Source organism: Rhodococcus sp. NPDC003382 (assembly GCF_053589135.1).
Genome location: NZ_JBSFRH010000002.1, coordinates 95,596 through 114,431 on the forward strand (window position 1 = coordinate 95,596; position 18,836 = coordinate 114,431).

Sequence of the window (18,836 nt, forward strand, 5' to 3'; positions counted from 1 at the left end):
AGATGTGTGCGATCGGGCGCCAGACTAGGGGCGAATTCTTGGAGCTTTCTGGGAATCGACAGGTAGTTCGAGCGTGAAGCCGGCTCCGTGACCTTCTCGCGATTCGACCAGGACCCGGCCGCCGTGAGCCTCCGCCACCTCTCGGACGAGGGCGAGGCCGATACCGTATCGGCGCGGCCCCCCGGGCCGGTCCGGTCCGTGCGCGAACCGCGTGAACAGCCGCTGCATCTGCTGAGGAGGGATGCCGATGCCGGTGTCTGTCACCGTAATTCGGGCATACTCGGCATCGGCAGCGACGCGGATGGTGACACGTCCGCCCGGCCGGACGTGAGTGACGGCATTGTCGACGAGTCCGTGCACCGCACGCCGCAGGGCCGGACGGGATCCCGACACCACTGCCGTCGCGGTGTCTCGTTCCAAGTCGACAGTGACACCGAGGGATTGCGCGTGCGCCGAGACGCTGTCGCGGATCTCTTCGCACATGTCCGCCGTGTCGACCGGTTCGCGGGCGTCCGGGCCGGACTCCAACGACGCCGAGAGCAGGAGATCCTCCACGAGCTCGGAGAGTGCTCGGGTATCGTCCACCAGCCCCTCGAGCTGCCGGGACACCTCGGACGGCTCGAGGCGGCCGGCCCGGCGCGCCAGCAGCTGCGCCCGGGTGTGCAGGACGGTGAGCGGCGCCCGCAGCTCGTGGGAGGCGTCGGCGACGAATCGACGCTGCAGCGAAAGCGCCTGCGAGAGCGGCCGGATGGACCTTCGGGTCAGCAGGAAGACGACCAGCGTCGAGGCCGCGATGCCGGCGAACTCGGCGAGGGCCAGCGCCGTCAGCAGTCGATCCCGCCCGGCCTCGAACGGTTCCAGGTCGAGAAGGACGACGGCGCGTCCGTACGAGTTGTCGGCGACAAGCACCCGGAAGTGCCGGTCGCCGTCACGGAACTCGACGAAACCGTTCGGGGCATCCACCAACTCCAGGGCCCGCGGCGGGGCGCCGGGGCCGGCCTCGGTGGCTCCGTCGTGGTCCCGGAGCACGATCACCGTGCCGGGCGGAGGATCGTCGACGTCCTCGGCGGTCGCGACGATCGACCGCAGCTGAGTGTCGATCTGACGCGATTGCACGCGGCTGTCGACGAGGAACACGGCGACGCCGACAACCAGCAGAACGAGAGCGAGGGCGATCGCGGACTGCAGCGCTGCGAGCCGACCCGCGCGGCGCAGCAGGTGCTCGTCCCCGATCACCGCGGCCGGTCGCGTCGCGAGGGTCGGAGGGCGACCGCGCCGTCGTGTTCTCATCGGGAGCCGAGCCGGTATCCGACGCCGCGCACGGTTCGCACGACATCGGGTCCGAGCTTGCGACGCAGGTAGTGGACGTAGGTGTCGACGGTCCCCAGCGCACCGGCGGCACCGAACGCGGCGTCGAGGAGTTGCCCTCGCGTGAAGACCTGACCGGGAGCCGCGGCGAGCACTGCCAGCAGCGCACATTCGCTCGCCGATAGCTCGACCACCCCGTCGTCCCCGATCACCGTCCGGCTCGCGAGATCCAGTCGACGACCTGCCACCGGCAACTGTTCGGCCCCGTCGAACCGGCGACGCCGCAGAGCCCGGAGCCGGGCGAGCAGCTCGGGGATCTCGAACGGCTTGACGAGGTAGTCCTCGGCACCGGCGTCGAGTCCCTCGACGCGATCCCCGAGTGTGCCCCGGGCGGTCAGAACGAGCACCGGTGTGCCCACCCCGCGCCGCCGCAGCGCACGCAGCACCTCGATACCGTCGCGTCCCGGCAGGCCCCGGTCGAGGACGACGACGTCGTGCCGGCCGGTCAAGCCCAGCTGCAGACCGGCCTGGGCGTCACCGGCGACATCGACGCGGTAGCCCTCGTCCGTGAGCAGTTCGACGAGCAGATCCGCGAGGCGCGCGTCGTCCTCGACGAGCAGGACCGACGGGGGCGCGGCAGACGTGGACATGATTCGAGAGTGCCACTCGGCGCTCACTCGGGGCCGTACCGCCGCGGTCCGGACGTCTACAGTTCCCGCGTCAGCCCGACGTGAGTGCTGTCGTAACCGAGCCGCGCGAAGAACGTACAGACCCGCTCGCAGACCCGGTCCGCGGTGACCTGAGCGAGCGACGCCCCACGCTGTCGGCCGTGCCCGTGCGCCCACTCGAGCATCGCGGTGCCGACACCCCGGGAACGTTCGGACGGCGCCACTCTGACCCCTTCGATCTGCATCCGCGTGACACCGCCGCGGGAAAGCCCCGGAACGATGGAGAGCTGCATGGTGCCGACGATCCGATCGTCCTCGTCGCGCACCGCGGCCAGGTAGTGCGCGGAGTCCCGGGTCACCGCGTCGTACGCCTCCTCGTACCGCGCGATCTCGGCGCCTTCACGGCCGGTGTCGCCGGACAGGAGCGCGACCAGCGCCGGCACGTCCACGCGGGCGGCGCGCGTCACCCGGTACGTCCGGTCGCCGACACTCAGCCGTCCCCCGACCGATTCCCGCGCTCGTGACCGCAAGCGGGCGATGAGCGTGTCCAGCCAATTGCCGACATTCAGCCGGGCCTCGGAGGTGTCGGGGTAGCGGCAGCGCAGGTGCAAGCCGGACTCGTCGAGGATGAACCACAGCATCACGCCGTCGGTGCGGATCGTCGCGCCGACGTACTGCGCCTCCAGCCCGGTCGCGTCGACCCGGACCGGTAACCGGCGCAGATCCAGCCACGAGATCGCGAACATCCCCGGCGCCTCGGGCATCCCACCCCACGGACGCAGCACGTCCTCGAGGGGCCAAGACCCCATCCCCACCGCTTCCTTGACCGCCTCCGCGGCGGCGCGGGGCTCGGGGACGGCCGATTCCAGCACCGAATTGGTGATGAACCAGCCGACGGAGTCGTGCCACGTGGCGTCGTACCGGCTGTGCACCGGGAACACCGCCCGCAACGGAGAGCCGGCCAGCTCGAGGGTCACGTCGGTCATCGCCGCCACCACCAGGGCGAGGGTCGAGACGCCGTCGTCTTTGGCCTGCGCCCCGAAGGCAGCGCTGTCGTCGACGTCGAGCACGTCGCGCACCTCCACGCGTTCGCGATGCAGCGTCTCCTCGCCCAGCGGCAGCGGGAACCGCGGCATCACGTCGCCACTGGCCGCGAGGACCTCGGCCCAGCGGCGGCGTACGTCGTCGGGTGCGGTCGGGCGGTCGCGAAGCGCGCTGGTGTGCTCGGCGAACGCCGGTGCCGTCGGCAATGCCGGTTCACGGCCCTCGTGGACCGCTGCGAGTGCGGCGAGCAGGTCGCGGGCGAGCACCAGCATCGACCACATGTCGACGTGCGAGTGGTCGGCGGCGATCACCACCGTCGGTCCGTCCGCTGTCTCGAGCATGCACAGCCGGTGCGACGGACGGGTGTACGGCGAGCACGCGCGGTCGAGCACGTCCCGCAGGGCATCGTTGACCGCCTGGCCGGGCGCGATCGAGTGCTCGACCCACCGGCCGGGTGTGATTTCGACCTCGTACAACTTCGGCTCACCGTCGTCTCCGGGCACGAAGACCGACCGCAACGTGCCGTGCCGCGCGATCACCGCCAGCCACGCGGTCGCGAGATCGTCGGGTGACACCGGCTCGGAGAGCCTGAAGGACAAGGCCATCCAGGATCCGGCACGGTCGCCCGCACCGACGTGGCGTCCCTGGTCGAAGGAGACGGGCAGGGGTCGGCCCGGCTGTCCGGCTGTCACGTCGTAGCCGAGCAGCCGACCGAAGGGAAGGCGCAGGTGCGCGACGTTCGTGAGCCGCATGGCGGTATCCTAGGCGCCTTCCTCAGCGACGACCGACCAAGGAGCCGCCGTGCCGACCTTCAGTGTTCCGGGAGCCGAACTGGACGTGGAGCTGAGCGACGAGGGTGGCCACCCGGTTGTGCAACTCCACGGCCTCACCTCCAGCCGCCATCGCGACCGCCTGATGGATCTCGATCTCGGGCGTGGACTGAGCGGGACCCGACTCCTCAGGTACGACGCGCGCGGGCACGGCCGTTCGACCGGCCGCGCGGTGCCGGAGGACTACCGCTGGGAGGTCCTCGCCGACGACCTGCTGCGACTGCTCGACCACTGGTTCCCCGGCGAGCAGGTCCACGGCGTCGGCCCGTCGATGGGCACCGGAACACTGCTGCACGCGGCGGTCCGGGATCCGGGGCGGTTCAGTGGCCTCACCCTGATGGTGCCGGCGACCGCATGGGAAACGCGCGCGGCCAAGGCAGAGAGTTACCGGCAGAATGCCCGGGTCATCGAGGAGCAGGGACTCGACGCGTTCCTCCGAGCGGACCTGTCGCAGTCGCGTCCGCCTGCAACCGCGGGAACCCCGGAGACCGTGCCGGACGTCGCCGAGCACCTGCTTCCGTCGCTGTTCCGAGGAGCCGCGCTGAGCGACCTGCCCGACCCCGACGAGGTCGCCAAGATCGACGTTCCCGCAACGATTCTCGCCTGGATCGACGATCCCGGGCACCCGGTGTCCACGGCCGAGGCGTTGCTGGATCTTCTCCCGGACTCGACTCTGGAGGTGGCCCGCACGCCGGACGACCTCGCCCGCTGGCCGAGTATCCTGTGCGCGGACGTGGCGCGGCAGGGGTAGCGGCGGGGCGAGTCGTCACATGCGTGGCGACTGGCGGAACTCCGGGGCCGGGGTCGGGGCACCACTGCGGAGGTCGGCGTCGGGCACATCCGGCCCCTTCCCCACGTTCTGCAGCAGCGTCTTCGCAGGGTCCCAGAACTGGCCGTTACTCGGAATGAAGAGCTGAACCTCGTCCGTCAGGCCTTCTTCCTCCAGCCACGTCTTCCCCGCGGCCTCGGTGGCACCTGCCTCGTGGAACAGGTCGCGATACGCGGGAAGCGCGATCGCGGTCGTCTCACAAACCTCGTCGAGGGTGCTCACCGCTGCGCGCAGACGCAGCCACTTGTGGCGCTTCCAACGCTTTTCGTCGGCTGCGAAGCGGTGCCGCAGTCTGGCCCCGGCGAGCGCACCGCGCAACGCCATCGACGCGACCGTCTCACGCCTCATGAACAGGTTGGTTCCGCCTTCCTCGGCACGCTGCCGCACCCACGCGACCCGGCCGCGGGTGCTGGGCATGTTCGTCTGCATGACATCCCGCCAGGTCCGGGCGGTGGACACGATCGCCGCGACGAATCCGGCCGCGGTCCCGCGAACTACGCTGTACGGCGGCACGCTGGACTGCCAGTCCTCGGGAAACCACACGTCCTGATGCTCGAATCCCCGCGGATGCCGCCCCAGGTTCAGACCGAACGTCGGCCATTCCGGCAGAGACTGGTCGAACAGGTGCACCGGGAAGTTCGAAGTGATACCGCCGTCCGACAGCCACAGTTCCTCTGCGATTTCGTTATCGGCATTCATCATCGGGGACTCGAGCGCCTTCTTCGGCTCGAACTCGAGCGGCCGACCCATATCGTCGCGCACCGTGGTCGGCTTTCGCAACCGGTAGACGCGGACGGCCTTGAAGAGGAACGGTAGCGCCATGCTAGCCCGGACCGCGAATACGACGGGAAGGTCCCACGGCTCGGGAAGCGCCCAGAGTTCGCGCCGTTCCCACTTCCCCTTCTCCTCGTCCCAGCACTTGTACGTACTGGAATTCTGCTCGCCCTCGACTGACTCGGGCGCCACCAAGTCGACGACCTCCGGTGGGAAGATCGCCTCGAGATCCTTACGGTCGACATAGAACTGGCTGCCCAGCGAGTCCTTCATGCTCGCGTTGTCGACGAACGGAAACAGGAACGGCCGCTGCTGCGCCAGATCGGTGGTGACCAGTTGCAGATTGACGCGGCGCGCGCGGGCACGGTGTGCCAGCTTCTCCCCCCGTCTGTTCTCATCGTTTTCGTCGACGCCCCACAGGTCACCGAACGTCAACGGCCTTTCCTGCCCGGCGAGATCCCGGAGCCGAGCGTCGATCCATGCCACCAGGCGATCCCCTGAGAACAGCCCGTACTGATCCCGCGACCGGAATTTCGCGTTCATGTCCATTGCTATGACGCCCAGGAACGCCGCGGATACGAGCGCCCACAACCCGGTGAAGGCCAGTACGAGCAATGCGGCCGAGGCAGTTCCGGCGAAATCCATGGTCGAGCGTTCCGTCGCGATCCACACGAATGCCGCACCGGCCGAGACGCAGGCCACCAGCCCGATCACGGTCGCTGCGAGCACCCCGGTCGTCGCACGCGGCTCCTCGGCACTGGTGTGGCTCTTCAGCAGCTCCTGGTAGAGCGCGGTTGCCTTCGCGTCCTTGCCGGCGATCCAGTTCTCGATCTCACGATCCAGATCCCGTTTCATGCCGCGCGCTCGTTGGAGACGGAATACACCGACCGCGCTCACGACCACCAACACGATCGTGAGGATCCCGGTCACCGACAGTCCCAACGCCGAGCCCCACCGGCCCCGCGCGTCACCGGCCGCTTCGTCGACGGCCCGGCGCATCGCCACGACCAGGAGTGCGAAGGTCCCGGCGCTGATCAGCATGCCGAGGGTGCACCATCGCAATCCGAGCGCCAGCGCGGCCCGCCAGACCGCCTGGTAACGGTTGCGGCGCCGCATGATCGGTTCGAGCAACCCGAACAGTCGCCGCTCCCGGCGCTTCGCCGACTTCGCCTCGCGAGTCCCCGGAGTACCGGGCGCCGGATCGCTCGGACGGAAGAGCTCGGCCAGCCGAAATTCGTCGTCCGACCCACCTTCCGTGTCGGGCCGGCGTCCATCGAGTTGTGTCAGCCATTGGACAACTTCGGCGAGACCCGCGAAACCTCGCTGCACGGACTCCGGGGAGGAATCCTCTGTCGGCAGTTTCTTTCCTTCGACCCCGCGCATGCGCCCCAGCTCCGCGGCGGCAGCTGCGGCCGCGGCGATCGCACCCGCCGACGTCCCACCGATGTTGCGCAGCCGGAACGCGCGGGCGATCTCACACACCGCGAGCGGGTAGACGATGCCCGAGGTCGTGCCGCCGCGCATGGTGATATCCGTGCTGCGCCGACAATAGTCCCCGTACTTATCGACCTCGTCCGCGAACGTCTCCGCCGCCTCCGCGTGGCTGAGATTCAGATCAGGATTGCCCAGGTCGTTTTCGAAGTAAGTATTCGGGTTGAGATAGCCCGTCGCCGGGGGATCCGGCACGGGCGTCGGTGGCGACTCGGCCGGCTCGAGCCCCTTCGGATTCGGCTTGTCGCGCTGCCAGACCTTGCGCGACTCAGTACCGGCGAGCAATTCATCGAGTCGTTTCAGCGCCGACGACGGACCTGGCACGGCCATGGTCGCCGCCTCCTCCCTGTCGGTTCCACAACCGATCGCTATACGCTGCGCTCACCGAAAGACTTGTCCAGAAGGCATTCTCGGATCGAGATCACACTTCCGAACCTGCCACCGCCGAGCCGGCATCAATGAAGAATTGGCCGAACCCAGATCAGAACGGCCCCAGCATATTCCGACACACCCTTGTGCCTCTTGGGCGATTTCGAACTCCCGAGAAGTGTCGAGTCCCCGCCTTTCGTGAGTAGCGCGAGCTTCGTTGCGTCTACAACCACGACCGAACTGCACGACACCGACCCATTCACATTCCGACCGGTGCAACAATGTCCCCCGACTGCGCATTCGATTCTAGGCCAGGGCCCTCGGGTTGGGCGGCGAGTTCGTGCGGTAAGCCCATCCCGACGACCATCGGCGTTGATCACCGTCTACCGGCGCCTCGGCGCGACCCGATGCGCGGCCGAACCGGCGGCCGATGAGATGATGACGGGCGTGCCCATGCCCTCACCACTACCTGTCAGGAACGGCGTCGGGCCGACGCGACTGCGCGTCCCGAACTCCGGCCCCTGGTCGACGATCGCCGAATACGTCGTCGCCAGGTTCGATCACCTCGACGCCGACGACCTGTACCGGCGGTTCGACGCCGACGAGATCGTGGGCGCCGACGGCAGTCCGATCGACCGCGATACGGAACTGGGAGCGCACCGGTTCGTCTGGTACTACCGCGATCTGCCGACCGAGGAACCGGTGCCGTTCGACGAGGAGATTCTCCACGTCGACGACGACCTCGTCGTGATCGACAAGCCGCACTTCCTGCCGACCACCCCGGGCGGGCGGTACCTGCGCGAGTCCGCGCTCGTCCGACTGCGGACCCGCCTCGACAATCCGGATCTGACGCCGATCCATCGACTCGATCGAGCAACCGCAGGTCTGGTGATGTTCTCGACTCGTCCCGAGACGCGCGGCGCCTACCAATCGCTGTTCGAGAAGCGGCAGGTCGTGAAGGTCTACGAGGCGGTGTCGGCGCTTCCGTCCGAATGGGACCCTGCCGCACCGGCGCTCGCCAGGCACGCCGTGCCCGTCGTCTACCGCAACCACATCGAGTCGCGCCGCGGCGAGCTGCGGGTCGTCGTCGACGATTCGCGAGAGCCCAACTCCGAGACGGTGATCGAGGTGCTCGGCACCGGCGTGAGCGCCTCGGGACGTGCGGTGCTGCACACGCTCCTGCGGCCGCACACCGGACGGATGCACCAACTGCGGGTGCATCTGGCGGCGCTCGGCGTCGGGATCCTGGGCGACCGTTGGTATCCCGACCTCTTGGCCGAGGAACCCGACGATTATTCCCTCCCCCTCCAATTACTGGCGCGGGAACTGGAATTCACCGATCCACTGTCAGGGGTGCCGCGACGGTTCGTCACCCGACGGACGTTGAGCGAAGCACCCGTTCCGGGACGCTGAGCCCGTCCGAAGATCGCACTCGGTCAACCGGCCGGCTCCGCAGCGTCGGCGAGCCCGAACTTGGCTAGTTTCCGGTACAGCGACGACCGTGAAATGCCCAGTGCGCGAGCGGTTTCCGCCCGGTTCCCGCCGGCATCCCGCAACGCTTTGGCCACCACGTCGCGCTCGACCGCCTCGACGGCGCTCAGTTTGCGGCCCGGCCCGTGATGGCACCATTCGGGCAGGTCCTCGCGCGTGATTCGCCCGGCCGGCCGCAGCGCGACGGCGCTGCGCAGCGCATCCTCCAGCTCGTGGATGTTGCGCGGCCACGGGTAGCGCACGAGGAGGCGCATCGCGTCGGGCGTGAGCTCGCGGCTCGACGAGCCGGTGATCGTCCGAAGCACCTGCGCCACCACTCCGGGGATGTCGTCGGTGCGGTGCCGCAGCGCGGGCACGTGCACGGTTCGCTCGAGCGCGTCGAGCAACGGAGCGAGGAACTCCGGCGCCGGTTCATCCGAATCCTGCATGGTGGCGACGACGAACACGTGCTCGGGACAGGGTTTCGCCAGCGCCGCCGCCAGGGTTGCAACCACCGGTTCGGGCATGGATCGAATGTTGCGCAGTACGTACAGGGTGGGAGTCGGGGAATCGTCGGTAAGCCCCGAGAGGTCGGTACTGCCGTCGACGAGGATGCTGCGCCCGCCGGGCACCACCGAGTGGAAGATCTCGGACGCCAGCGAGGCCTTGCCCGTGCCCGGCTCGCCGGTGACCAGCACCCGCTCCCCCGTCCGCACCGCGTCCTCGATCTCGTTGCAGGTCCGGGTCCACAGGGGCGAACCGCCGGCCCGCAACTTCCCGGTTCCTGCGGCAGCCAGTCCCGCCCCATGCGAGGGCACGCGGGGCGGAGCGGTGGGCCGGACCGCGGCCGGGATCGCGGCCGCCGCAGCGGCGGATTCGGACACTTCGATCAGGTACCCGGCAGTGTCCTCGCCCGCCCGGATCCGGACGGCCCGCACCCGGACGCTGACACCGTCGGGCAGTTCGACGTGCTCGTCGATGCGGTCGCGATGGCCGATCATGTAGTCGACATGCTCGCCGACGCGGCGCTGATCTTCCGGCGCCAGGATGGCGTGGGCGAGCGGATTCGCCAGCGACATCGCGCTGCCGGTGGCCAGCAGCGCCGTCCCCCCACGTGCGTCGGCGCGGACGAACGCGTCGAACAGCGCGTGCTGACGGGCGCTGCGATCGCGAAACAGGTTCAGTTCGATCTCGGATGCTGCGCTGCGCGCCACGCTCGCCAGCAACGGGGAAGAATGCTCGGAGAGACAGCTGAGGTCGACGACACCGGCGATGTGGCCGCTGAACGGGTCGCGGATCGGGGCACCGGAACACGCGAACGGTTGGAACCGGTCGTGGAAGTGCTCGGCGCCGTCGATCTGGACTGCCTGTCCGGATTCGAGCACGGTCCCCACGCCGTTGGTGCCGATCTCGGCCTCCCGGTAGTCGAAGCCGGGCGCGAGCGAGACCCGGTCGAGGAGCCGGCCGATGCCGCGGGCACCGTCGATCCTCATCAGCACCTGTGCCTTCGCGTCGGTCAGTGCGATGCTGACGGGAACGTCGACCATGTCCGCCGCGAGCCTGTCGAAAACGGACATTGCGCATTGCACCAGCCGGGATTCCCGATCCACGTCACCGACGTACCCGACGTCCCCACCGGAAGGCTGCACCCCCGCTGCCTGCGACCGCTGCCACGAGGCGGACACGAGCGGCGACACCAGGGATTCGTCAGGCTCTCCGGAATCGAGGAACCCGGCGCGGGCGACCGCCACCGTCAGCCGTCGGTCTGCGTTCTTCATCGTGTTCCTTCCACCACGTCGCGGTGATCTGCGTCACTCGAGGCTACCGGTCGGTTCCGTGCGACGCCCGGACCGAGTGTTCGGTCGGTTCCGTGCGATGCCCGGGCCCAGTGTCAGTTCGCCCCCGAGCGAACGCTCTCTCGGTCCAGGTCGGCCAGCCGGGCCAGCACTGTTTCCGGCACCGCACCCTCGGGGAGCCGGGTGAGCCGGAACGCCCCGGCCTCCGCGGGCACGGCGGCGCGGTCGCCGAGCCAGAAGTCGTCGCCGAGCACATCCCCGTCGCCTTCACCGAACGACACGCTTCGCTGGTCACGCAGCCCCAGCTCCCATCGGTAGTGCACGGCGACGTTGCCGATCGGCGCATAGGCCTCGGGGGGTACTGCAGGCACATCTCCGGCCGCGCGCTCGTCGAGCAGGACCGCCGCGACGGGCACGTCGGCGAACCCTCGCAGCCAGTCGGCGACGTACATCGCCGCGTTCTCCACCCGGTCGGCGTCGAGATCGTCCGTCGTTCCGGGGTGTGTCTGTGCCAGCCACGCACGCGGGGACGGGATCTGCAGGACGAGCGGCAGCCGTGTCGTGCCGGCCACGGTGGCAACCAGCGTCACCGCGGCCCGGCCGGCCTCCGCGTCTCCGAGCAGGGTGCGCAGCGCGTATCCGGGACGCGACCGTGCGGTCATCGCATCCTGCAGGCGGGGGTCCCCGGCGAGGATCCGATAGTAGGCACCGAGGTCGAGCAGCGTGGCGTCCGGGCGCAGCAGCCCGTGTGCCTGGTTGAACAGGTTCGACAGCGCGGTCGGGTCGCCCCAGGGAATCGGATTGCCGCGCAACAGGACCCGCTGACTGTAGTCGAGATGGTCGATGATCAAGGGGGTGCGGCGCCCCGAGGCCGGTGCAGCGAGGAACTCGGGCTTCGAAGTGGTCATCGTGGTCTCCGGGGGGTGAAGGGGTGCCCGCACGCACGTCGTGCGGGCACCCGGTGGACGGGGCGGACGGTGGTCAGGACTTGCGGTGGACCACCTCACCGTGCTTGGCCTCGAGTTCCTTCACCCGCGCGGTCAGCTCGGCGATCTTCGATTCGCGTCGGTCGGGCATCATGATGATCGGCATCTTGTCGATCGTCGTGGTGACCCGCTGTGCACCGTGGACGGTGAAGTGGGTGGCGGTCAGTTCCTGGGTGTCACCCCAGGACCCGTAGTAGAGGAGGTCCTTCGGAGGTTCGGGGGTGACGAACTGCTCGACGAACTGCGCGTAGGGAACGCCGCGGGCGATCCGGGCTCGGCGCATCGACGCGCGCAGTTCGTCGGTGGCTTCGGTGTCGACGACGAACGTCTCCGGCTCGTACACGACGCCGTAGATGTCGTGCGCGACCTTCGGTGAGATGCGGTCGATCTCGAGATCCGCGACCACGTCCTCGGGGGCTCGTTCGAGCGGGTCTCCGTAGCCGCCGCCGGTGCCCTGCGAAATCATGTACAGCTCACCGTCCTTGGCGACGTCGAACTGCAGGCCCATGTGGCTGGTGGTGTACTCGGCGCCTTCGAACGGCTGCTCGTTCATCACCTTCTCGATGGACAGGTCGAAACGTTCCGGGTTGCGCCGCAGTTCGTCGTAGACGTTGACGCCCTTGACCATCGCGAGCGGATAGGTGTTGCAGCCGTAGCCACCGAACTGCCCGGTGATGGACGAGAACTTCGCACCCGAGGTGACGGTCATGAAGCCCCACAGCGGGGTGCCTTCCGCCGCCACGATCATCTCGTAGCCCATGCCACCGCGATACTTGCCGAAGCCCTGATTGTCGCGGACGATCCGCTTGCTCACCAGCTGCATGAAGGGCACCTCCTCCTCCATGACCTCCTGTTCGGCGGTGTCGGCCATCGCGCAGAACAGGGGCGATACGGCGTCCTCGCCGTCGCGGAACGCCTTCGCGCCACCGCCCATGCCGTTGAGGTCGGCGCACAGATTCCCGACCTGATCACCGTGCTGGGTGACCCCGCCCCACAGGAAGGTGTTGATCTGGTTGAACCACGGGGCGATGACGTTGGAGAACTTCTCCGGGTTGGAGAACTGCAGCTTCGCCCAGGGGTTCTGCAACGCCGAGAACCCGCGGAACGAGGCCTGCAGGGACTGGCCCATCGGGGCGTCGTAGCCGGCGTCGGACCAGGTGTGCTCATCGGAGATGATCTCGATCGGACTCATCGCCGACGTGCAGCGCGGCAGATCCGGCCACCAGAATGCGAGGATGGCCTGCATCATCATCGACTTGACCGAGCACAGCGGCGAATTGATGGCCCGGTTGAGAATCTCGGGTCCGCTCCCGCGCAGATCGATCGTCATCTTGTCGCCCTTGACGGTGATCGCACAGGCGAGCTTGATGAGGATGTTCTCCTTGAGCGTCGAGTCCATGAACTGGTTGAACCGGACGGTGCCGTCGGGCAGCTCGCGGATCCGGCGGCGCACCTCGGCCTCGACGTCCTCGACGGTGATGCGCAGTGCAGCGACGAAGGTTTCCACTCCGACCTCGTCGATGATCGCGTCGACTCGTTCCTGGATACGTTGCACCGCACCGATCTTCACCTTCAGATCGGCGAGCTGCAGCTTCGGGTCGCGCACCGAGTGCTGCAGGAAGGTGAGCAGGTCGCGGCGCAGCTCGCCCCGTTCGACGATCTTGAACGGGCTCATCCGCAGGCCGTCGTCGAAGGGCGTCTCCGAGCCGGAGGGCATGCCGCCGGGCTCGCACGCGCCGTTCTCGCCCTCGTGGATGGTGGCCGCGATCCACGCGATGATCCGGTCGTCACGGATGATCGGCATGATCATCGACTGGTCGGTGTTGTGGACGTTGCCGAAGCGGGCGTCGTTGTGGATGAAGCCGTCGCCCGGGTGGATGCCTACGGTCGGCTCGTCCTTCCAGTACTTCATGATGTACCGGATCGGGTGGTGCAAGATCGCGGAGAACGCGATCACGCCGTGGCAGGACAGGTAGGTCACATCGCCGGCGGCGGTGTAGATGGCGGTGGTGAGGTCGCCCCATTTGGCGCCGGGAGCCGCACCCATCGCCTCGCACATCTCGAAGCCCTCGTCGAGGGCGCCGGCCAGGCGTTTACGGATGCGATCCACCTCGAGCGGATCGATGCCCTTGGCGATGCATTCCTCCTCGAGCTCGCTGCGCGAGGCGATGTGGTGCGAACGCATGATCTCCCGATCGGGGCCGAGGAACAGCGTGGTCTCGTCCATGAATTCGTCGACCCATTGCTGTTCCTGCTCGTCGAGCGACGCGAGGCGTTCGGCGGCGGCGTTGGCGAGGTCGTCGTGCACTGCGGTCATGACATTGTCTCCTGGTGTTTCTGCGCTAGTCCTTGAGGAACCAGACGGCGCCCTGCGGGGAGGGTTCGAGGCGCCAGCCCGGCTCGACGAGATAGGTCGTGTTCTCGGTGGTGACGATCGCCGGGCCGGGGATCACATGCCGGGCATCGAGGGCCTTCGCGTCGTAGACCGCGGTGCTGATCGCCCGCGGGTGCCCGACGAAGTGCGCGTCCCGATGTCCGATCGGGACAGGCAGCGTTCGTTCCCCGCCATGATGCAGCGAGTCGAATTCCACCGTGTCGCCGTTGACGTACGACGCGACACGGATGGTCTGCACACGGATCCCCGCCTCGGGTGCGGCCGACCCCTCCCCGTACCGTTGCGAGTAGATGTCGGAGAAGGTGCGGATCAGGTGCAGGACGTCCCCGACCCCGTGAATCCGGTTGATGTCGAAGGACACCGCGGTCGTCACCAGCTGGTTGCCGTACCGCAGGTCCATTTCGAGGCGATGCTCGATCACGTCGTCGGTGATGCCCTGCCGACGCAGATCCTCCGCACCCTTCGCTTCCAGGGCAGCCACGATGTCGTTGAACTCCTCGTAACGGTCGTAGAGTGCTCGCGTGGTTGCGTTGTAGAGCACCACGTGCACGCCCCGTTCGTGGATGTGCAGCTGCTTCATGTTGCCGGCGCCGCACGCGGAGAACACCGACGAGAACGGCGGCGCGAGGATCCGGCGGATACCGGCGTGGTCGGCGATGCCGCACGCGTGCAGCGGGCCGTTGCCGCCGTAGGCGAGCATCGTGAAGTCCTCGGGCAGGTAACCGCGCACCCGCAGTTCCTTGGCGATGCCGATCGCCATCTGCTCGTCGACGGAACTCTTGATGACCTTGGCCACGTCGATGACGTCGAGATCCAGTTCGTCACAGAGGTTTTCCTCGATGGCGAACACCGCGCGCCTGGGGTTGAGCTTGATGAAACCGTTCGCGTAGTTGTCGGGGTCGAGGTAGCCGAGCAGCAGATCGGCGTCGGTCACCGTCGGGCGCAGTCCGCCGCGGTCGTAGCACGCCGGGCCGGGGTCCGATCCCGCGGACTCGGGTCCGAGCCGCACGGACTGGTGGATGCGGTCGTAGCTGGCGATGGAACCGCCTCCGGCGCCGAGGGTTTCGAGGTGAATCATCGGTACCGAGACCAGCCACCGGTCGATGGTGGGTTGGAAGTCGTAGTGCTTGACCCCACCTGCGGGCACCAGGCCGATGTCGAAGGAGGTGCCACCCATGTCGGTGGTGATGATGTTGCCGATGCCCGAGGACTCCGAAAGATGCTCTGCGGCACTGACTCCCGCGACAGGTCCCGAGTGGATGGTCTGCAGCGCATCGGTCGAGTTCATCTGTGCCATGCCGCCGGAGTTGTGGATGATGAGCATCGGCTTGTCGTAGCCGGAATCGCGCAGGTTGTTCGCCAGCTGGCTCATCGCGTGGAACATGATGTCGTGCAGGAAGCCGTCGACGATGGTGGAGGTGGCCCGCACGTACTCGCCCTTGCGGCCGGACACCTGGTGGCCGAGCAGCACCGGGATGGCGCCGAGCTGATGCTCGGGGTACTCCTCCTGGATGATCTCCATGATCCGCAGCTCGTGCGCCGGATTCTCGGTCGAGTTGACCAGCGACACCACCAGCGCCTGGACGCCGGCGTCGACGAGTTCGCGCACCATCTCGCGTACGTTCTGTTCGACGAGCGGGATGACGATTTTGCCGGCGGAGTTGACGCGCTCCTTCACCGAGCGGATCAGGCTGCGGTGCACCAGTGGTTCGGGACGCTCGGCAGCGGGCAGATTCTGCTGCATCGACGGGTCCAGACCCTCACCGTAGCCACGGCCGCGCGAGAGCGGGATGGTGTCCTCGAAGCCGTGGGTGACGATGGCACCGACGCGGGGCCCCTTGCGCTCGATGAGCGCATTGGTACCGAGAGTGGTGGCGTACCGTACCGAATCCACCTGGGACAGCACGTCGTCGCGGTCGAGGTTGGCCCGTCGGCAGGCAAGGTCGAGGGCCTCGTTGAAGCCCTGCGCGAGGTTGTGGTGGGTGGTGAGGGCCTTGGCCTCGACGTACTTGTCGTCCCAGGCGAAGAAGCAGTCGGTGAAGGTGCCGCCGATGTCGACGGAGATGCGTTTCATGGTATCGGATTCCTTGCGGTCGAAGATGTTCAGTGCTGGTGGCGGCGGCCTTCGAACTCGCCTTCGGCGTCCTGCCCCGGTCCGTAGGTGATGACCTCTTCCGGATCGGTGCCGCGTTCGAGCCACTGGGCACGCAGGGCGTCGATGTCCCACTCCATGTCGACGGTCGGCGGATGGCCCGGCGGGACGTACTCGGTCTCGATCTGGGTTCCGCAACCCGGGCAGTAGTACTCGAGGATCCGGCAGTAGTTCGGGTCCGGTGAGAATGTGAACTCGTAGCGGTCCGGGTCGATGATCGGCTGATGGATCTCGCGCGGATCGCGGTCGTAGACGAGGGTCCCTTCCTTGTAATTGCCACGGGCGCTGCCGAATTCGTGTTGGCACACCCGGCACAGCCACAGTTCGGTGTCGAGATCGATGACCAGGTATTCGGTCATGGGAATTCGCATGTCGTGCATCCTTCGAAGCGGTGGGAGCAGGCGTCGCGCCTGTCGGTCAGTGGGTGTCGGTGAGCAGCAGGTCGCCGCCGGCGGTGACGTGGAAAGTCCAGCCGTCCTGCACCCGGGCGGTGAAGAAGGGGCCTTCGACGATGGCAGGTCCCTCGGCGGTCGCACCCGGCTGCTGCTCGGTGAGCGTGTACACCGGCACCTCGGCGCGTCCCGCGGCACCGAGCACGGTGCGGACACCGGTCGCCTGCGGGTCGCAGGGTTCGGCGAACGAGCTGTCGGGCAGGGCGATTCGATTCATTCGGCGCGTGACGACGAGGGTCAGCGCGCTGGAGGCACCGGCCACGAGTTCCACCGGCTCGCCGGGCCGGTAGGGGGTTTCGTCGACGGTGACGCCGTGCTCGTCCTCCGAGGCAACCGTCCACGACAGAGTGCACTCGTCGAGGGAATGCCCCTCCTGGAACATGTCGCGTTCGGCCTTGGCGAGCAGGTCGGCGGTGGCATCGGCGAGTGTCGCGTCGCTCGTGTCCACGAGGTCGGTCTCGTAGCTCTGCCCGATGTCGGAGAATCCGATCCCGAACGCCGAGAAGACGGCGGCGAGCTTGGGGATCAGGACGGTGCGGACACCGGCGTCCCGGGCAGCACCACACGCACTCATCGGACCGGCACCGCCGAACGCGGCGATCGTGGTCTCGTCGGCATCCTGGACTGCCGGGGCGATGGCACTCCCCATGGCTGTGAAGTAGGCCTGCTCCATCGCGATCAGCGCCTCGTCGAGGGTGAGGCCGAGCGGCTCGGCGACGGTCTCGCGGACGACCGCGCGGGCCCGGTCCGCATCGAGGGTGAAGCCGCCGTCGAGGTAGGTGGACGGATCGAGTACCCCGAGCAGCAAATTGACGTCGGTGATGGTGGCGGCGGTACCACCGAAACCGAAGCAGGCCGGTCCCGGTGCTGCGCCGACGCTCTCGGGGCCGACCGTGATGACACCGTCGGTGACGGCGATGACGGAGCTGCCGCCGATGCCTGCGGACTCGACGTTGGACATCGGGAAGGAGATGGGGATCCCGGCGATGGAACCTCTTCGGTCCGTGAGGATCTCGCCGCCGGTGACCGTGCCGATGTCGGTGGTCGTGCCGCCGACATCGATCATGAGGACGTGCTTGAGGCCGTAGACTTCGGCCAGCGCCCGGGTGCCTTCCAAGCCGCCTCGCGGTCCCGACGAGTAGGTCTTGAGCGCAACCGATTTCGCTACGCGCGACGAGGCCCCGTCGTTGCGGTAGATCAGCAGTGGGTTGCGGACGCGATGGTCGCGCAGACGATGCTCGGTGTTGTACAGGAACCGTTCGATCGTCGGGTGCAGGAAGGTGTTGATCACGGCCGACCAGATGCGCCGGGACGCGGTGCGATCGGTGCTGAAGTCCCACGAGTACAGGAACGGCACCGACCCGAGCAGGTGGCGCGGGAACTTGCGCAGCAGGACCCTGCGGATCTCGCGTTCGCGGCCGTCGTTGGTGTCACCGACCGCGACGACGATGCGGGCCGCGCCGTCGGTGATGAGCCGGTTGACCTTGGCGACCAGTTCGCTGTCGAGGTCGTCGGCGGCGCTGTCGATCACCGCGACGCGGCTGCCGACGAGGTCGTCGAACAGCGCGCGCTGCTCGGGGGTGCGCCTGAGCTCGTCCACCGTGCCGGCCGAGTCGGTGAGGATGCCGACACTCGGACCCTTCCGCTCCACGAGCGCGTTCGTACCCTGCGTTGTCGAGTAGCGGATGTGTGCGGTCGAGTGCAGCAGCTCGGGCAGATTCTCCGTGCCGTAGATCTCCCGCGACACTTTGGTGAGACCGTCGAACAGGCACTGCGACAGGTCGAACGGGGTGGTGAGGGTCTTGGTGAAGCTGAAGTCGTGGCCGTCCCACGCGCAGATGTCGGTGAGGGTACCGCCATTGTCGATGTTGATCAGTCTGTCCATGGTGTCCTCGGTCCAATGCGGTGTTGCGATTCGGATGAGGAAATCCTGGGGCTGCAGACATCGTGTGAAGTGTGTCACTTGCGGACACCTTGAGTGATATACGCCCCAACCTGGGGTTTCGGTGTTCGTCCCGCACGACCGATGCGCGCGGGTGTCGGCGTGGTGGAGGGAAGTGTCCGGATGAGGGACACTTTCCGGTTCGATGGGGAGTGCAGGCGAACACGGGAACCACAGATCTCCTAGAGCTGGGGACGACCCGTTTCGGACCCGGCCCCGTAGGGGACTGCCCCACTCGAAGTGAGGGCAGTCCCTTCGGACTCTCGGTCCCTGCCGCTGATGCGTGAAACCGGAGACAGACCACCGCGACACGACAGCCGGGCCGCGGTA

General features: G+C 67.8%; 12 protein-coding genes. 2 read left to right on the top strand and 10 right to left on the bottom strand.

Annotation, left to right across the window (positions count from 1 at the left end):
• Nucleotides 1–24: 24 nt before the first annotated feature.
• The 3 genes from ACWDUD_RS02400 to ACWDUD_RS02410 are packed head-to-tail and all read right to left on the bottom strand — an operon-like array spanning nt 25 to nt 3,772.
• Nucleotides 25–1,290 carry a sensor histidine kinase gene (locus ACWDUD_RS02400; RefSeq protein ID WP_450108214.1) on the bottom strand — a complete coding sequence of 422 codons (1,266 nt, stop codon included), beginning with the start codon at nt 1,288–1,290 and terminating at the stop codon, nt 25–27.
• Nucleotides 1,287–1,958 (bottom strand): response regulator transcription factor, encoded by a 672-nt coding sequence (locus tag ACWDUD_RS02405; RefSeq protein WP_197257952.1) that lies wholly within the window; start codon nt 1,956–1,958, stop codon nt 1,287–1,289. Before ACWDUD_RS02405 ends, ACWDUD_RS02400 begins: the two co-directional genes overlap by 4 nt.
• Nucleotides 1,959–2,014: 56 nt before the next feature.
• A complete protein-coding gene (locus ACWDUD_RS02410; RefSeq protein WP_197257950.1) occupies nt 2,015–3,772 on the bottom strand; it encodes a GNAT family N-acetyltransferase in 1,758 nt (585 codons plus the stop codon).
• 49 nt (nt 3,773–3,821) lie between these two features.
• On the opposite strand from ACWDUD_RS02410, the gene ACWDUD_RS02415 reads away from it, so the two are divergent.
• The gene (locus ACWDUD_RS02415) at nt 3,822–4,601 is read left to right on the top strand and encodes an alpha/beta fold hydrolase (protein ID WP_450108215.1); all 780 of its coding nucleotides are present in this window, start codon (nt 3,822–3,824) and stop codon (nt 4,599–4,601) included.
• 15 nt (nt 4,602–4,616) lie between these two features.
• On the opposite strand, the gene ACWDUD_RS02420 is transcribed toward ACWDUD_RS02415, so the two are convergent.
• A complete protein-coding gene (locus ACWDUD_RS02420) occupies nt 4,617–7,274 on the bottom strand; it encodes a hypothetical protein (protein WP_450108216.1) in 2,658 nt (885 codons plus the stop codon).
• Nucleotides 7,275–7,748: 474 nt separating this feature from the next.
• Here ACWDUD_RS02420 and ACWDUD_RS02425 point away from each other — a divergent pair, with 474 nt between their 5' ends.
• Nucleotides 7,749–8,726, top strand: a complete 978-nt coding sequence (locus tag ACWDUD_RS02425; RefSeq protein ID WP_197258018.1) for a pseudouridine synthase — start codon at nt 7,749–7,751, stop codon at nt 8,724–8,726.
• A gap of 23 nt (nt 8,727–8,749) precedes the next feature.
• Here ACWDUD_RS02425 and ACWDUD_RS02430 read toward each other — a convergent pair whose 3' ends face one another.
• The 6 genes from ACWDUD_RS02430 to ACWDUD_RS02455 form a co-directional block, all read right to left on the bottom strand.
• On the bottom strand, nt 8,750–10,561 hold the full coding sequence (locus ACWDUD_RS02430) for a sigma-54-dependent Fis family transcriptional regulator (protein WP_450108217.1): 1,812 nt from the start codon (nt 10,559–10,561) through the stop codon (nt 8,750–8,752).
• A gap of 113 nt (nt 10,562–10,674) precedes the next feature.
• A complete protein-coding gene (locus ACWDUD_RS02435) occupies nt 10,675–11,487 on the bottom strand; it encodes a hypothetical protein (protein WP_450108218.1) in 813 nt (270 codons plus the stop codon).
• 73 nt (nt 11,488–11,560) lie between these two features.
• On the bottom strand, nt 11,561–13,882 hold the full coding sequence (locus ACWDUD_RS02440) for a hydantoinase B/oxoprolinase family protein (RefSeq protein ID WP_450108219.1): 2,322 nt from the start codon (nt 13,880–13,882) through the stop codon (nt 11,561–11,563).
• 25 nt (nt 13,883–13,907) lie between these two features.
• Entirely contained in the window at nt 13,908–16,034 is a 2,127-nt protein-coding gene (locus tag ACWDUD_RS02445) for a hydantoinase/oxoprolinase family protein (RefSeq protein ID WP_197257940.1), read from the bottom strand.
• Nucleotides 16,035–16,063: 29 nt separating this feature from the next.
• A complete protein-coding gene (locus tag ACWDUD_RS02450) occupies nt 16,064–16,483 on the bottom strand; it encodes an acetone carboxylase subunit gamma (RefSeq protein WP_197257938.1) in 420 nt (139 codons plus the stop codon).
• Between the two features lie 46 nt (nt 16,484–16,529).
• Nucleotides 16,530–18,449, bottom strand: a complete 1,920-nt coding sequence (locus ACWDUD_RS02455) for a hydantoinase/oxoprolinase family protein (RefSeq protein WP_197257936.1) — start codon at nt 18,447–18,449, stop codon at nt 16,530–16,532.
• Nucleotides 18,450–18,836 lie beyond the last annotated feature (387 nt).

Coding starts and splice junctions, on each gene's coding strand:
- ACWDUD_RS02445 (WP_197257940.1), bottom strand. CDS start 16,034: ATGAAACGCATCTCCGTCGACATCGGCGGCACCTTCACCGACTGCTTC.
- ACWDUD_RS02420 (WP_450108216.1), bottom strand. CDS start 7,274: ATGGCCGTGCCAGGTCCGTCGTCGGCGCTGAAACGACTCGATGAATTG.
- ACWDUD_RS02435 (WP_450108218.1), bottom strand. CDS start 11,487: ATGACCACTTCGAAGCCCGAGTTCCTCGCTGCACCGGCCTCGGGGCGC.
- ACWDUD_RS02430 (WP_450108217.1), bottom strand. CDS start 10,561: ATGAAGAACGCAGACCGACGGCTGACGGTGGCGGTCGCCCGCGCCGGG.
- ACWDUD_RS02410 (WP_197257950.1), bottom strand. CDS start 3,772: ATGCGGCTCACGAACGTCGCGCACCTGCGCCTTCCCTTCGGTCGGCTG.
- ACWDUD_RS02440 (WP_450108219.1), bottom strand. CDS start 13,882: ATGACCGCAGTGCACGACGACCTCGCCAACGCCGCCGCCGAACGCCTC.
- ACWDUD_RS02405 (WP_197257952.1), bottom strand. CDS start 1,958: ATGTCCACGTCTGCCGCGCCCCCGTCGGTCCTGCTCGTCGAGGACGAC.
- ACWDUD_RS02400 (WP_450108214.1), bottom strand. CDS start 1,290: ATGAGAACACGACGGCGCGGTCGCCCTCCGACCCTCGCGACGCGACCG.
- ACWDUD_RS02455 (WP_197257936.1), bottom strand. CDS start 18,449: ATGGACAGACTGATCAACATCGACAATGGCGGTACCCTCACCGACATC.
- ACWDUD_RS02450 (WP_197257938.1), bottom strand. CDS start 16,483: ATGCGAATTCCCATGACCGAATACCTGGTCATCGATCTCGACACCGAA.
- ACWDUD_RS02425 (WP_197258018.1), top strand. CDS start 7,749: ATGATGACGGGCGTGCCCATGCCCTCACCACTACCTGTCAGGAACGGC.